General features: G+C 36.6%; 13 protein-coding genes. 8 read left to right on the top strand and 5 right to left on the bottom strand.

From position 1 onward, the window contains the following. Positions 1-273: 273 nt before the first annotated feature. Positions 274-2,355: a M13 family metallopeptidase gene (locus tag EIB73_RS14265; protein ID WP_125025905.1), complete on the bottom strand. Its 2,082-nt coding sequence runs from the start codon at positions 2,353-2,355 to the stop codon at positions 274-276. Positions 2,356-2,445: 90 nt separating this feature from the next. Further along, positions 2,446-3,108, bottom strand: coding sequence for a head GIN domain-containing protein (locus tag EIB73_RS14260; protein ID WP_125025904.1), 663 nt, complete (start codon positions 3,106-3,108; stop codon positions 2,446-2,448). Between the two features lie 266 nt (positions 3,109-3,374). Between EIB73_RS14260 and EIB73_RS14255 the strand changes: the two genes are divergently transcribed. Together EIB73_RS14255 and EIB73_RS15335 are read left to right on the top strand one after the other, a co-directional pair. After that, on the top strand, positions 3,375-3,887 hold the full coding sequence (locus EIB73_RS14255; protein ID WP_125025903.1) for a GAF domain-containing protein: 513 nt from the start codon (positions 3,375-3,377) through the stop codon (positions 3,885-3,887). A gap of 23 nt (positions 3,888-3,910) precedes the next feature. Next, positions 3,911-5,479 (top strand): PAS domain-containing protein, encoded by a 1,569-nt coding sequence (locus EIB73_RS15335; protein ID WP_125025902.1) that lies wholly within the window; start codon positions 3,911-3,913, stop codon positions 5,477-5,479. Here the strand turns inward: EIB73_RS15335 and EIB73_RS14245 are convergent. Further along, on the bottom strand, positions 5,413-5,736 hold the full coding sequence (locus EIB73_RS14245) for a tetratricopeptide repeat protein (RefSeq protein ID WP_125025901.1): 324 nt from the start codon (positions 5,734-5,736) through the stop codon (positions 5,413-5,415). The two genes, EIB73_RS15335 and EIB73_RS14245, sit on opposite strands and share 67 nt — an antisense overlap. A gap of 267 nt (positions 5,737-6,003) precedes the next feature. Between EIB73_RS14245 and EIB73_RS14240 the strand changes: the two genes are divergently transcribed. The 4 genes from EIB73_RS14240 to pdeM all read left to right on the top strand — a co-directional run bounded on the left by EIB73_RS14240 (position 6,004) and on the right by pdeM (position 11,920). Then, a complete protein-coding gene (locus EIB73_RS14240) occupies positions 6,004-7,023 on the top strand; it encodes a ligase-associated DNA damage response exonuclease (RefSeq protein WP_125025900.1) in 1,020 nt (339 codons plus the stop codon). Then, complete coding sequence (locus EIB73_RS14235) at positions 7,024-8,604, top strand: ATP-dependent DNA ligase (RefSeq protein ID WP_125025899.1); 1,581 nt, start codon at positions 7,024-7,026, stop codon at positions 8,602-8,604. Between the two features lie 221 nt (positions 8,605-8,825). Then, complete coding sequence (locus tag EIB73_RS14230; RefSeq protein ID WP_228411251.1) at positions 8,826-11,279, top strand: ligase-associated DNA damage response DEXH box helicase; 2,454 nt, start codon at positions 8,826-8,828, stop codon at positions 11,277-11,279. Then, positions 11,276-11,920, top strand: a complete 645-nt coding sequence (gene pdeM / locus EIB73_RS14225) for a ligase-associated DNA damage response endonuclease PdeM (RefSeq protein ID WP_125025898.1) — start codon at positions 11,276-11,278, stop codon at positions 11,918-11,920. The genes EIB73_RS14230 and pdeM overlap by 4 nt, the downstream gene beginning before the upstream one ends. Before the next feature lie 3 nt (positions 11,921-11,923). Here pdeM and EIB73_RS14220 read toward each other — a convergent pair whose 3' ends face one another. Further along, positions 11,924-13,177, bottom strand: a complete 1,254-nt coding sequence (locus tag EIB73_RS14220) for a CinA family nicotinamide mononucleotide deamidase-related protein (RefSeq protein WP_125025897.1) — start codon at positions 13,175-13,177, stop codon at positions 11,924-11,926. Positions 13,178-13,353: 176 nt separating this feature from the next. Then, positions 13,354-13,896, bottom strand: a complete 543-nt coding sequence (locus EIB73_RS14215) for a lipocalin family protein (protein WP_125025896.1) — start codon at positions 13,894-13,896, stop codon at positions 13,354-13,356. 260 nt (positions 13,897-14,156) lie between these two features. Between EIB73_RS14215 and EIB73_RS14210 the strand changes: the two genes are divergently transcribed. Together EIB73_RS14210 and EIB73_RS14205 are read left to right on the top strand one after the other, a co-directional pair. Next, a complete protein-coding gene (locus EIB73_RS14210) occupies positions 14,157-14,663 on the top strand; it encodes a pyridoxamine 5'-phosphate oxidase family protein (RefSeq protein WP_125025895.1) in 507 nt (168 codons plus the stop codon). A 26-nt stretch (positions 14,664-14,689) separates the two neighbouring features. Beyond that, a complete protein-coding gene (locus tag EIB73_RS14205; RefSeq protein ID WP_125025894.1) occupies positions 14,690-15,166 on the top strand; it encodes a Dps family protein in 477 nt (158 codons plus the stop codon). Positions 15,167-15,174 lie beyond the last annotated feature (8 nt).

The raw sequence follows: 15,174 nt of genomic DNA, 5'->3' as shown, positions 1-15,174 counted from the left end.
TTGATTATTTCAAAGATAGCAAATATTTTGAATTTTAAAGGTGACTTCTCTGGAGGGTTTCTGCCTGCGTAAGGGATTGGAGCGACATCCTTTTTTTTGGAGTGTTTTTGGTGTGGGCAAAAAAAAGATACAGCGGAAAGCCCGACCTGAAAGAGGGAGTGGGACGTGATCCCGATGTTTCGGGATTGCGTACCAATGCCGACTGAAGGATACGCCCAAAAAAAATCACCCAAAATAAATTGAGTGATTTCTATAGTAGTTTATATCTAGATATTACCAGATCTTAATTCGGTCTTCGGGTTTTTTATATAATTTATCTCCGGGTTTCACATCGAAAGCTTTGTAAAAAGCATCGGTATTTACGAGAGGACCAAAGGCGCGGTAAAGCCCCGGTGAGTGCTCATCTGTTTTAATTTGATTGACCAAAGCGGCTTCTTTTTGAAGAGTTCTCCAAACGGTTGCCCAACTCATAAAGAATCTTTGATCTTGTGTATAGCCACTAATTTCTCCCGGGTTTCCTTTGTCTTTCAAATACATTTGAAGCGCATCATAAGCGATATTAACACCGCCTAAATCCGCGATATTTTCCCCATTGGTAAATTCCCCATTTACGAAAGTTCCTTTTACGGGTTCATAGGTTCCATACTGTGCAGCAAGGGATTTGGTTGCTTTTTCAAAGTTGGCTTTGTCTTCGGCAGTCCACCAGTCTACAAGGTTTCCATCGGCATCAAACTGTGCACCCGAATCATCAAAACCATGCGTCATTTCGTGGCCGATCACGGCTCCAATTCCACCAAAATTAATAGCAGCATCGGCATTTGGATTGAAGAACGGCGGTTGTAAAATTGCAGCCGGGAATACGATTTCGTTATTTAATGGATTGTAATACGCGTTTACGGTTTGTGGCGACATTCCCCATTCGGTTCTGTCTACGGGTTTTCCGATTTTCGCTAGATCTTTCTGGTATTGCCACTCGTTTACATTCTGAAGATTTTTATACAGACTTCCACCTTCTGCCTCAGAATTGATGGTTAATTTTGAGTAGTCTTTCCATTTATCCGGATACGCCACTTTCACGGTGAATTTATTAAGCTTGTTTAAGGCTTTTTCTTTCGTTACGGGAGACATCCATGTTAAATTAGTGATGTGAGATGCGAAACTTTTCTTCAGATAACCAATCAATTCGACCATCTGTGCTTTTGCTTCGGCCGGGAAATATTTCTCGACATAAAGTTTTCCGAAAGCTTCCCCAAGAACGCCGTTGATCACTTGATAGCCGCGTTTGTTCATGGCTCTTTGTTCCTGCTGTCCTCTTAAATATTTGCTGTAGAAATTAAATTTCATATCATCTAAATTCTGAGACAGATAACTGGCGTTAGATGAGATTAAGTGAAATTTCATGTAATCTTTGATCAATTCAATATTCTTCGTATTGATGAATTTATCAAGATTTTCGTAATATTTCAACTCTCCAACGATCACACGATCGGTATTTACACCAACTGAAGTTAAGTATTTCGGAAGGTTTACATTTTTAACCATCGCCGAAAGCTGCGTCATCGTTTTTGGATTGTACTGCAAGGTCGCATCACGGATCTGCTCATTTGTCAGGTAACTTTGAGCAATACTTTTTTCGAATGCCACAATATTCTTTGCTGTCGCGGCAGAATTTTTATAGCCTAATACCTCGAGCATCGAGGCTACATATTTGGTATATTCTGCAAGTGCTTCTGTATTTTTTTCATTTACTTTCTGGTAATAATCACGACCCATTCCTAAATCTGCGTTTCCTAAATAAACGGCATTCATTTTAGAATCTTTCAAATCGGCATCTATTCCCCAGGCGTAAAAAGGATTCTCTCCGTTTTTGGTCGCGGCATTAAGATAGTTCTGAAGGTCGGTCAAGTTTTTTATGGCATCAATTTTAGATAAATCTGCTTTGATCGGCGTTAATCCGTCTGCATTTCTCTTATCCATATTCATGTAGGTTCCGTACAGATCCTGAATTTTCTTACCTTCACTTCCGGCGGCGAATTTATCATTCAGCAAAGAATTCAAAATCGTCATTGCATTGTTATCGGTATCCTCGCCCAGTTTATTAAAAGATCCCCAAGTGGATTTATCGGCAGGAATTGTCGCAGTCTTCATCCAGCTTCCATTCACGAAATTGTAGAAATCGTCTTGCGGACGAACCGATTTATCGAAGGTGGTGAAATCTAATCCTTTCTCCGGTATCTCTTTCACATTTTCCGCAGGCGCCGTTGTCGTTTCGGGTGCAGTCACCACTTTTGAGGCACAAGAGTTGAGCGCAATAATTCCGGCAAATGCCAGGATGCTTATATTTAAATTTTTCATAGAACAAACTTTATTATTTAGTCAGAAAAAACTTTTATATGTTACATTTTACCGCTAAAAAAGTCATTCAATTTTGAATGACTATATATTTTATTTAAAATTAATTTTTCCGCCGATGACATTTTTAAACTTTCGGTCTTCGGGATCACCATAAACATCAATAAGGCCGCCTGCTCTGGTCGTAGCATTTACAGATTCAGATGCAAATACTTCCGCTATTCCGCCGGCATTTGCCGAAATGGTTGCCGTTAGTGATTCTAAATTCTGACCATTAAATTTACCACCGGAGTTCACTACAATATCTTGATAATCTGCACTTCCCGTGAGGACAATCTCACCGCCTGAATTGGTTTTCGCATTCAGTTTTCCCGTATCAATTTCCAGTTTAATTTTAGACCCTTCATTAGAAGTTAAAGTTAACATCTTCGTTTGCAAAGTTTTGTTCGAACTGATTGATGAACCTTGGCTCGCCTGAAGATCATTTAAATTCTGATAATACACTTTTACCGAAACCTGATTTCCCTGTAATATTTTAGCCGGTGTCATTCTTATTTTTAACTCGCCATTTTTATTTACCGTTTCTACATCAGCATCGGGACTGGAACTTTCAACTTTATTTTCATTACCTGGAACAAGTGTAACCGTAATTTTATCATACACTTTTAAGGAAGAAAACTCACCCACGTTCCTACTGAACTGAGCATAAGAAAGTTGGATAAGACCCAACATTAATCCAACTGCTATTTTTTTCATAATACTAAATTTAAAGTAACTATAACGTTATACCATGAAGTTTATTTCACATATAAATATCTTACTGATCTCTACTGCTGAAATAACTAAAATAATTTTAACATAATGATAACACATTATAACTTTTATAAAACAATAATTAAAAATCACTAGTTAATTTTAACGATTTTATTTTATTTCGCGTATTATTTTAAATTTCCTTCAAAATCACTATCTTTGATTACTATTCGCGCCTTAAATAATTTTCTCACATCTTATTTAGATATATGAATACAAGTCTACTCCCAGATAACGAAGAACAACGTATCCAGAAATTAAAATTTTTGGATTTATTGCATTTGGGTAAGGACGCAGAGTTAGACGCTTTTTCGGTAGGTGCAAGCTTTATCGCAGATTGCCCGATTTCATGTATCTCTGTAATGGCGGAAGATTCGCAAAATATAAAAAGCAGTATTGGCTTTCCATTAGATTCTGTAAAACGGGAAGACACCATCTGCAAGTACGTAATTGCAAGTAAAGAACTGTTGATCATCAATGATACGTTGCTGGACGAACGTTCCTCTCAAAACCAGATTATTTTGGAGGAAGAAATTCGTTTCTATTTAGGGGCTCCACTTTTAGATGAAGAAGGATATGCATTAGGCACATTATGCGTGGCTGATTATCGACCAAAAAGACTAACACTTCGACAAATAACTGCGCTTCAAAAAATGGGCGAAGCTGCAGCAAAAATTTTAACCGATAAGAAAAAAATATTCAGTCTGACTATTTTGAACTGACTTTTAAATCTACCAATAATCTTATGTGCGTGCTTGATGCGGATTTCGAGCTAAAAGATCTAAATCCTGCTTTTGAAGAACTATTTCAAATCGAAAAAGAGAATGTTCTTCATCAAAATTTTCTGAAAGTGTTGGGCGACAAGGAAACAGAAATGGAAACGCTGTCGGAAACTCTTGCTACAAAAGGAAAAATATCATTCACCACCTCAACGGCCATTGATCCTGATACTACGATTGTCATTGAATGGATACTAAAGCAAAACCAAAATCATGCTGAAATTTTTTGCTTTGGACGGAACACCACCCCTCAAACTAAAGAAAACCCAAACCTCAAAATCTCTGAAAGAAGGTTTAAAAAAAATTTCCAGAATTCGATTGGATTAATGGGTATGCACGATTTAAAAGGAAATATTTTGGGCATTAACCAAAAAGGTTTGGACTTGCTTAATTATTCTGAAGACGAGGTCAAGGGTTTAAATTTAAAAGATTTTGTTCCCAAAAAAGCGTGGCCCGCTCTCAAGGAGTATTTGGAGCGAATTGCGGCAAACAAGGAAGATATAGGAAACATGCTTTTTCAGAGTAAAAATGATGAAGAGCTAATTTGGATGTATCACAATATACTGGAAACAGATGAAGAGAGACAGCCTTATGTGGTAACCAGCGCTCTCAATGTTACGGAAAGAATGGCTTTCGAGAAAGATTTAATGTACACCACGAAAATACTGGCACAGACCGATGACGTAGCTCAAGTTGGCGGATGGGAATTAAATCTTAAAAAAAACACCCTTTACTGGTCGCAGTCCGTAAGAAATATTCACAAAGTTAAGCCCGATTTTATACCTACGTTTGAAAATGCGGTCGGATTATATCCACTAGAAAGCAGTGATAAACTTAACCGTTTAATGGACAGAGCAATACAGGAAGGAAAACCCTACGATGAAGAACTTCAATTGCTGCGCGCAGATGGTATTTTGATTTGGGTAAGAGTGAAAGGTCTTCCAGAATTTAACGATGGCGTCTGCACCAAAGTTTTTGGAATTATTCAGGATATTGATGTTGCTAAAAAAACTTATCTGGAACTGGAAAAAAAAGAAGCCATGTTGCAGTCATTTATAAAATATACTCCTGTTTCTATCGCCATGTTTGACCGGACACTCAATTATCTATCGGTAAGTAAATCCTGGGAAAAAGAGTTTTATATGAATAATTCTGAAATTATCGGCAAACACATTTTTTCCGTTTCACCAAATATCCCCAAAGAACGATCAAAAATTTATCTGGATGCATTAATAGGTAAAACCTATAAAAATGAAAATATAGCGCTTCAACTTTCTGATCGCGACGAGTTGCAAAATTACGATATTGAAGTGAGTCCGTGGTATCTTTCAGAAGGTGTCATAGGCGGTATTATCGTGTCGGCCAGGAATATTACGGACTATATAAAAATAAATGAAGATCTTAAAAAGGCGAAGGAAATGGCGGATATTGCCAGCCGAGCAAAATCTGAATTTTTAGCGAACATGAGTCATGAAATCAGAACCCCTTTGAATGGTGTCATTGGTTTTTCGGAACTTTTATTAATTCTTTTCTGAAGACCTTCAAAAACAGCTCGTGCTGAACTGAGATCATCGTTCCAGGTATAAACACGTCCTAAAAAAACAGAGATATCAGTATATTCCGGAGCTCTTTCCAATGCTTGCTTGGCAAGTTTGATGGAAGTTGGATAATCCTTTTTGTCGAAAGCAGCCTTGCGCGCTTCCACAAATAGTTCGTCAGCACTCAAATTTTGTTGACTGTACGCCACAAACGGCAATAACAACATCATTAAAAAACCAACGAACTTTTCCATCAAATTTAAATAAAAGGTTAATTCTCTTCTAAAAACTCACATAACAAATATATTAAACTTTATTCAGTAATCTTAACTATTAATAGGCAAATTGTCTGTTTTACTATTTAAAACAACTCTAAATTACACTTTCGATGAAATATCATCATTAAAATTAGAAAATAAATTCAATGTTTTAAATTTTAAAAATTTAGTATTCAATTTTGAAAGTATGAAAAATCACCTAATTATTGGCTTAATTTTCGCTTTAAAACCGTAAAACTCTTATTGAAAAATCCAACTTTTATACGCCTGACCGACAAAGGAATCTATTGCATTCCGGGAAAGTTCTATATCGATCCATGGAAACCAGTTGATCTTGCTGTGATTTCTCATGGTCACGGGGATCACGCACGTTGGGGAATGAAAAAATACTTGTGTCATCATTTTACCAAACCTATTTTAAAACATAGAATCGGTCCAGACATTGAGATTCAAACCATTGGTTATGGCGAAGAACTCAACATTAATGGAGTAAAAGTTTCGATGTTTCCCGCGGGACATATCATTGGTTCTGCACAGATTAGAATGGAATATAAAGGATATGTGATCGTCTTTTCCGGCGATTACAAAACAGATGACGATGGATTATCAACACCTTTTGAATTGGTAAAATGCAATGAATTTATCACAGAAAGCACATTTGGACTTCCGATATATCATTGGTTAAAGCCTCAGGAATATGCAAAATTAATGCAGACTTGGGTTCAACAGAATAAAGAGAATGGAAAAACATCAGTGTTCATCGGTTACTCTTTAGGAAAAGCCCAAAGAATTATGAAGTCGATCGAAGGAAGTGGAAAAATTTTTGTCCACCGCTCTATCGGGAAACTTAACGAAGGGATGGAATCCGTCGGAATTGATTTACCGGAATATGAAACACTGGATTTTCAGGAAAGTGTAAAACATGCTGATGGAGAAATTGTGATTTTACCGCCGGCTCTGTTTGATTCTAACATTATTAAAAAAATTCCAAATCGTGCGACAGCGATATGTTCCGGCTGGATGCAGGTTCGTGGTTCTCGCCGTTGGCGTTCTGCAGATGCAGGTTTCGCTATTTCCGATCATGCCGACTGGACTGGATTAATCGAGACCGTAAAAGCGACCGAGGCCGAAAAAGTCTACGTGACTCACGGACAAACCGCTGTTTTTTCAAAATATTTAAACGAAATTGGAATCAACGCCGTGGAGTTAAAAACCATTTTTGGCGACGAAGAAACCAATGAAAAAGAATTGATAGAAAACTAAATGAAAGATTTTGCCCAACTCATCAATGCGCTCGACAGCACGAATAAAACCACTGCGAAAGTAGAGGCAATGGTTTACTACCTGCAAACAGCAGAAGCCAACGATAAGTTGTGGTTTTTGGCTTTGTTTACGGGTAAGCGCCCGAAAAGACCGGTTAATACGAATCTTTTAAAACAATGGGCTTTAGAAATTACGCAACTTCCGGAATGGCTTTTTATTGAATCCTACTCTTCCGTGGGCGATTTGGGTGAGACATTATCACTTATTTTGCCCAATGCTGAAAACGAAATCGATAAATCTTTAACACAATGGATGACGGAACTCATTGCCTTAAAAGATCAAACTGATGAAGAGAAGAAAAAATATGTTCTAGAATCCTGGAATGGTCTGAACCATGTGGAACGTTTCATTTTTAATAAATTAATTGGCGGCAGTTTCCGTATTGGAGTTTCTAAAAAATTATTAATTAATGCTCTTGCTAAATTTTCCGGTGTTGATGGAAATATCCTGATGCATTCCATCATGGGAAAATGGAAAATGGAGGAAGAAAATTTTGATGATTTGATTCAGGGAACCAATATTAATCCCGATGAATCCAAGCCTTATCCGTTTTGTCTGGCTTATCCTTTAGAGAAAGAAACGCAGGATTTAGGCGACCGAAAAAACTGGCTGGCAGAATTTAAATGGGATGGAATCCGTGGACAATTTATTAAACGTAATGATGAAATTTTCATTTGGTCTCGCGGTGAAGAATTAGTAACCGAACAGTTTCCTGAAATAGTTTCTGCTTTAAAAGAGGTAGAAGGAAATTTTGCCATTGATGGAGAAATTCTCGTTGTTAAAGATGATAAAGTTCTTAATTTTAATGAATTACAAAAACGTTTGAACCGAAAAACTATTCCAAAGAAAATGCTGGAAGAACTTCCGGTTCATATTTTTGTTTACGATATTTTAGAACTGGAATTTGAAGATTTGAGAGAAAAACCTTTATCTGAAAGAAGATTGCTTTTAGAAAATTTAATTAAAAATTCTCCCGTTGAAAGAATTAGAATTTCTGAAATCGTTCACGCAGAAACTTGGGAAGATTTAGCCGACGTTCGGGAAAATTCCCGTGACAATAACTCCGAAGGTTTGATGTTGAAAGAACTCAATTCTCACTATCATGCCGGTCGAAAAAAAGGCGATTGGTGGAAATGGAAAGTCAGTCCACTTACGATTGACGCCGTTTTAATTTATGCGCAAAAAGGTTCCGGACGACGTAGTAATTATTACACCGATTATACTTTTGCCGTTAAAAACGAAGATAAATTAGTCACAATTGCAAAAGCATACTCCGGATTGACCGACAAGGAAATCATGGAAGTCAGCAAGTTTGTGAATAAAAATGCCATTGAAAAGTTCGGTCCGGTTCGAACCGTAAAACCTGAACTTGTTTTTGAAATCGCTTTTGAAGGAATTGGTTTTAGCAGCCGACATAAAAGTGGCGTGGCTTTGAGATTCCCCCGAATTGTCCGCTGGCGTCGCGATAAAACTGTAGAAGAAATTGATGAACTCGAAGAAATTAAAAAACTGATCACCTAATTTTTATAAACCACAAATTGAAGATTCACTGATTCCATTAAAAAATTAATAAATAAGAAGAAGTAAAAGTCCCAAAATTTGCCTCTTCTAAAGTTAATCAAAAGAGCAGAAAAGAAATTGAAATTACCTTTTAAAAGATAATTTCATATTTTAATATTCATTTGCGACATTAGTGTAATCATTTGTGTTATTAGAGTTTAAGCCAATATTTAAAAATCTGAATGACCGAAAAATTTAAAAACTCCACAGGTTTCCAGATCATTAAAAAATGGATGGATAAAAAAGATCGGGAACCATTTGGTTTTCAGTCTGAAACCTGGTTTAAATTTTCCAACAATTATTCAGGAATGGTCATTGCTCCAACAGGTTTTGGTAAAACATTCTCCGTCTTTTTAGCGGTAGTCATCGATTATATGAATCATCCGGCGAATTACAAGACCGGAATGAAATTATTGTGGATTACACCACTTCGCGCTTTAGCAAAAGATATCGCAAAAGCAATGAGCGAGGCTTTGGAAGAAATTGGTTTAGATTGGGAAGTTGCAGTTCGAAATGGAGATACCTCTACGAAAGACAGAGCAAAGCAAACTAAAAAAATGCCTGATATTTTAATTATCACGCCCGAAAGTTTGCATTTACTTATCGCTCAGAAACAACATCAAAAATTCTTTAAAAGTCTACAATGTATAGTTGTCGACGAATGGCATGAATTGCTCAGTTCAAAACGAGGCGTTATGACCGAACTTGCCGTTTCTCGTATTTTCAGTTATCAGAAAAAACTACGGATCTGGGGAATTACAGCAACCATCGGGAATTTAGAGGAAGCGATGAACGTTCTTATTCCTTATGACATCAAAAAAACAAAAGTCGTTGCGAAGGAAAAAAAGAAGATCGAAATCAAATCCGTCTTTCCAGATGCTGTTGAAGTTCTTCCTTGGGCCGGACATTTGGGAACAAAACTCGCCGATAAGATTATTCCCATTATTCTAGAAAGTCAAACGACTTTGGTTTTTACGAATACGAGAAGTCAGGCGGAGATGTGGTATCAGGTTTTGCTGAATACGCATCCGGATTTTGCAGGACAAATCGCGATTCATCACAGTTCCGTAGATAAAGATATTCGAATTTGGATTGAAGAAAATTTATCTTCAGGATATTTGAAAGCCGTTATTTCAACCTCATCTTTAGATTTAGGCGTTGATTTTAAACCTGTCGATACCGTGATTCAAATTGGTTCCAGCAAAGGAATTGCCAGATTTCTCCAACGTGCCGGACGAAGTGGACACTCGCCTTTTGAAACTTCTAAAATATATTTCGTTCCCACGCATTCCTTAGAATTAATTGAAGTTGCTGCTTTAAAGGAAGCCGTAAAACAAAATAAGATTGAGCCGCGTGAACCTCTGGTTTTATGTTATGATGTTTTGCTTCAGTTTGTTTTGACTTTGGCTGTAGGCGATGGATTTGACGAAAAGCAAACCTACAAACAAATTACATCAACTAATGCTTTTAGAGATTTATCTCCTGAAGAATGGAATTGGATTTTAACATTTATAACGGTCGGTGGAAAATTAAAAAATTACGAAGAATATCACAAGGTTGTTATTGAAAATGGCTTGTACAAAGTAACTTCCCGCCGAATTGCGATGTTGCACAGAATGAATATTGGCGCCATTGTCAGCGATTCGATGTTGAAGGTGAAATTCTTTTCTGGCGGTTATGTCGGAATGATTGAAGAATATTTTATTTCAAAATTGAAGAAGAATGATAAATTCATTTTGGCCGGACGCGTGCTTGAAGTTTCCCACGTCAAAGAAATGACGGTTTATGTTCGAAACTCCACAGGAAAAGGAATTGTGCCAAGTTATTTGGGTGGAAGATTGCCGATGTCTTCTTACTTAAGTGTTTTTCTAAGACAGAAACTTTCCGAATCTTTGGATGCGAAATCATCAGAAAAAGAACTGCAATTTTTACATCCGCTTTTGGTGAGTCAACAGGAAAACTCCCATATTCCAAGTGAAAATGAGTTTTTGGTCGAACGCATTAAAACACGCGAAGGTCATCATTTATTTATGTATCCATTTGAAGGAAGATTAATTCATGAAGTAATGTCCGCCTTAATCGCCTATCGAATTTCGAGAATTTCCCCGATTTCTTTTTCGATTGCAATGAACGATTACGGATTTGAATTATTTTCGAAACTGGAAATTCCTTTAACGGAGGAAAACATTCACGAGATTTTATCCAAAGAAAATTTAATTCGAGATGTAATGGCATCTGTGAATTCAACAGAAATGGCAAGACGAAAGTTTCGTGATATCGCTGTTATTTCAGGAATGGTCATTCGAACTTATCCTGGACAACAGAAAAATAATAAAAATTTACAATCATCTTCAGGATTGATCTTTAATGTTTTGGAAGATTTTGATCCCGAAAACCTACTGTTAAAGCAAGCCTATTCGGAAGTGTTCTTTCAGCAAATTGATGAAGCGAGATTGGTGGAAGCCTTTAAGAGAATTCATGAAAGTGAAATTATTATTAAAAATTCAAATACCTTTACGCCCTTAAGTTTCCCGATTAAAGTGGACAGTTTACGTCAAAGTTTAAGCAGTGAAGATTTAAAAGCACGAATTCTCCGCATGAAAATGGAAGCCATGAAAAAGAAAATGAAAAAATGACGTTGCAGACTTTAGAAAAAACAATCCAAAACCAAACTCTCGTATTCACCAATCAGCGCGCTTTATTTTGGCAAGAGCAAAAAGCGGTCATTATCAGCGACCTGCACATTGGAAAAACAGCCTATTTCCGTAAAAATGGAATTCCGATTCCGTCGGATATTTTAGAAAAGGATTTAACACGTTTATCAATTTTAATTGAAAATTTCTCCGCAGAACAATTATTAATTGTGGGCGATTTTTTACACGCTGGAAAAAATAAAGATTTCGAACTTTTCGAAGAGTGGCGTTCGAAGAATTCAACTTTAAAAATTATTTTAATTAAAGGAAACCACGACGTTCACAAAGCAGATTTCCTGAAGCATTTGGATATTACAATTGTTGATAATTCTTTGAAACTTGAACCTTTTACTTTTATCCATGAACCTCTAGATTCCGAAAATGAGTATTCGATTTCAGGACATCTTCATCCCGGCGTAACGGTGAAGTTGGAAAGAAGAAAAACAGTTCGACTGCCGTGTTTTAGAGTTTCAGATAATCAATTAATTCTGCCGGCTTTTAGTGAATTTACAGGTTTGGATACGAAATCTTGCGAAGACTTTGACTGTATTGCTTTTACGGAGGATCTTATTTTTGAACTTTAAAACTTAATATTTTTCCTTAATCAAAATTTCCACCAAATCCTGTAAAACTCGTTGTGATACGAAGTTTGCAAAATCGTTCCTATCAAAGTGCGGGAGATGCAAACGATTGGTTTGCTCGAAATCATTAACTCGGATAGAATAAAAAGCCGTTCCAATTTCATTATTAAATTCATCGGAATTTGGACCGGAAACGCCGGTTGTAGAAAGTGAAATATTGGTCTTGAATAATTTTTGAGCACCGAAACTCATTTCTTCCGCCACTTCTTCTGACACCACTGTTTTGTCCTGAATTGTTTTTTCTGAAACGCCTAAGATTTCTATTTTCTTGTGATAATCATAAGCCACAATTCCGCCCAGGAAATAAGTTGAACTGCCCGATATTGAGGTGAGTAATCTCGATAATTCCCCGCCCGTGCAACTTTCTGCCGTGGCAACAGTTAATTTCTTTTCATCCAAAATTTGTTTTAAAATCTCTTCGATATTATCGCCGCTCCAAGAAATGACGTTATCGCCGATTATCGGTTTTAATTTTTGAACTTCCTGATCTATTCGTTGCTCTAACTTCTCTTCACTTTTACCTTGGGCGGTGAGGCGTAATTTAATTCGATTTCCGACGGGAAGATAAGACAGAGAAATATCATTTGGTAAAGCAAGTTCCCAGGATTCAATTTGTTCTGACAATAAACTTTCAGGGATTCCGACCACTGAAATGGTGTGGGTTACGATGTGATTTAAACTGAATTTCTGGGCGAGAAAAGGAATGATCTTATCTTTAATTAAAGGTTTCACTTCGTACGGAACGCCGGGAAGGGAAATTACAATCTTGCCATTTTCCTGAATCATCTGGCAAGGAGCGCTGCCGTTTTCGTTCTGGAAAATAAAGGCTTTGCTTAAAACTTCGGCCTGTGGTTTATTCAACTCTAATAAATGTCCTCGATTTCTTTTTTCGAAATATTTTTTAAGATGATCAAAAGTTTCCGAATCCAAAACGATTTCATCGCTGAAAAATTCTTTGAAAGCCGTTTTGGTTTTATCATCTTTTGTGGGTCCGAGCCCGCCCGTTGCAATGACTAAATCGCCTAATTTAAACGCAGCGTCCAGACTATTTTTAATACTTTCTATTTCATCTGAAACCGTAAAAATCTGAACCACAGGAATTCCGATTTTCTTGAGTTCGCCAGCGATAAAATTAGAGTTGGTATCGACCGTATTTCCTGAAAGGATTTCGTCGCCGATGGTGATAAGGACTGCTTTCATAAAAGAATTTAAGGATATAAAAATACTGAATTTTATTCCGGAAAGTGAAATAAAATTCAGTATTTGTAAACAAGCGGGATTTGCAGCCCGACTTGAGTGAAGCTCTTTTTGTGGAACGAAGTGCAACAAAAAAGCGGGAGCGGAAGGCGGAAATGTCTGCCCAATAAATTTAAATCTTATTTATCGTGCTCCACCCAAATCAATTGATCGGTGTTGTAACCGATACTTTTTGCTTTTGACAAAAACCGTTGTTTGTATTCTGCAGGAATGGTTTTCTCACGGGAAAGAATCCAGAGATAGTCCAGATTATTACCTGCAATTAAAGCATATTTATAATCCTCATCAATATCGATAACGTTGTAACCTGCCCAAATCGGTTTGAAAAAAGAGACTTTTAATTCGCCAATATTTTCATTTTTTACGAATTTGGCTTCACCGATACTTTCTTTCCATTTATTTTTTACATAATCGTAACCTTTGTTATCCACCTTGATATTTCCGTTGTCTTTCTTGGAATAAGTGGCGGTGACGTTGTTCATGTTTTTCTCAAACCGGTAATCGAAGCGTGCGATTTCGTACCATTTACCCAGAAACTTTTGAGAATTAAAGTTTTGAACTGCTGATGCTCCTTTCGGAAGTCCAACGGAACAAGAACTTAACAAGGCAAGTCCGAAAATACCGACTGCCACGGGAATTGCTATTTTTTTTAAATTAGTCATGATTTATATTTTTTGATCACATTTGAAATAATGTGGTAATGAATATTTCTAGATGTCCAAAATCAAAAACTAAGCCGCAGTTTTAAATCCACAATAAATTGCCATAAAAATTACGAATTAATGTGATTTAAGAAAAATTTAACAATTTAAAATTTGTTTTAACGAATAATGGTTTGCTTTTTGAATCTATTTAACACCAATGAAATTCGATTCCGTCAACTCTGGGGAATCATTTCTTAACATTAAAAAAATTCAAATTTATGTCAACCGAGAATTTAAGTCAAAAAGAAGCCATAGAAACTTTAAAGAAACTATCTGAAAGCGCAAGAATCTGTATGTTCTGTACAGATTTATATACCATTCCAAACGCTTCGAGACCGATGAGCCTGAAAGAGACCGATGAAGAAGGAAATCTTTGGTTTTTGAGCAGCGAGCAAAGTCACAAAAATTTTGAAATTAAAGAAGATAACCGCGTTCAACTTTATTTTATGAACAACGGTAATTCTGAATATCTTTCGATTTTAGGGAAAGCATTTATATATAAAGACAAAAGTACCATTGAAGAAAAATGGACTCCAATGGCAAATGCGTGGTTTGATGGTAAAGAGGATCCAAATGTTTCAGTGATCAGAGTAACTCCGGAGGAAACTTATTATTGGGAGCCAAAAGTCGGAAAGTTCGTTTCTATGCTTCATTTTGCAACAGCAGCGATTACAGGACAGAAATCTGACAACGATGACGGGAGAGAAGGTAATTTACACGTATAATATTAACACATTAAAAAATTTAAAATATGAAACCAGACTTAGGAATAACACAGAAAAACTTAACTGCAGTACACAAAATTTTAAATTCAGTTTTGGCTGATGGAAATATTCTTTACATTAAATTGAGAAAATTTCACTGGAATTTATCAGGAGATAACTTTATGGAATTGCATCTGTTATTTGAAGATCAATATAATGCAGTAGCAGAAGCTGCTGATGAAGTTGCTGAAAGAATTGCGACCTTAGGCGGAACAGCAATCGGAACAACCTCCGAATTTGCACAGGAATCTCAACTGAAAGAAACGCCAGGAAAAGTGCCAGATACGCAAGGTATGCTAAAAGAACTTGTTTCTGATCACGAAAGTATCGTGAAATCACTTCGTGAGAATTTAGATAAAGTGGAAGAAGATCATAAAGATGCAGGAACCGCAGATTTCCTAAACGGACTGATGCAAGAGCACGAGAAAATGGCTTGGAAACTGAGAAAATATCTCAAACCATAATCTATATT

The sequence above is a fragment of the Kaistella carnis genome, from assembly GCF_003860585.1.
Lineage (GTDB): Bacteria > Bacteroidota > Bacteroidia > Flavobacteriales > Weeksellaceae > Kaistella > Kaistella carnis.
The sequence above is the reverse complement of the archived record's forward strand: the minus strand, read 5'-3'. Positions and strand labels throughout refer to the sequence as shown.

Coding starts and splice junctions, on each gene's coding strand:
- EIB73_RS14230 (WP_228411251.1), top strand. CDS start 8,826: ATGACCGAAAAATTTAAAAACTCCACAGGTTTCCAGATCATTAAAAAA.
- EIB73_RS15335 (WP_125025902.1), top strand. CDS start 3,911: ATGTGCGTGCTTGATGCGGATTTCGAGCTAAAAGATCTAAATCCTGCT.
- EIB73_RS14245 (WP_125025901.1), bottom strand. CDS start 5,736: ATGGAAAAGTTCGTTGGTTTTTTAATGATGTTGTTATTGCCGTTTGTG.
- pdeM (WP_125025898.1), top strand. CDS start 11,276: ATGACGTTGCAGACTTTAGAAAAAACAATCCAAAACCAAACTCTCGTA.
- EIB73_RS14205 (WP_125025894.1), top strand. CDS start 14,690: ATGAAACCAGACTTAGGAATAACACAGAAAAACTTAACTGCAGTACAC.
- EIB73_RS14255 (WP_125025903.1), top strand. CDS start 3,375: ATGAATACAAGTCTACTCCCAGATAACGAAGAACAACGTATCCAGAAA.
- EIB73_RS14220 (WP_125025897.1), bottom strand. CDS start 13,177: ATGAAAGCAGTCCTTATCACCATCGGCGACGAAATCCTTTCAGGAAAT.
- EIB73_RS14235 (WP_125025899.1), top strand. CDS start 7,024: ATGAAAGATTTTGCCCAACTCATCAATGCGCTCGACAGCACGAATAAA.
- EIB73_RS14210 (WP_125025895.1), top strand. CDS start 14,157: ATGTCAACCGAGAATTTAAGTCAAAAAGAAGCCATAGAAACTTTAAAG.
- EIB73_RS14260 (WP_125025904.1), bottom strand. CDS start 3,108: ATGAAAAAAATAGCAGTTGGATTAATGTTGGGTCTTATCCAACTTTCT.
- EIB73_RS14215 (WP_125025896.1), bottom strand. CDS start 13,896: ATGACTAATTTAAAAAAAATAGCAATTCCCGTGGCAGTCGGTATTTTC.
- EIB73_RS14265 (WP_125025905.1), bottom strand. CDS start 2,355: ATGAAAAATTTAAATATAAGCATCCTGGCATTTGCCGGAATTATTGCG.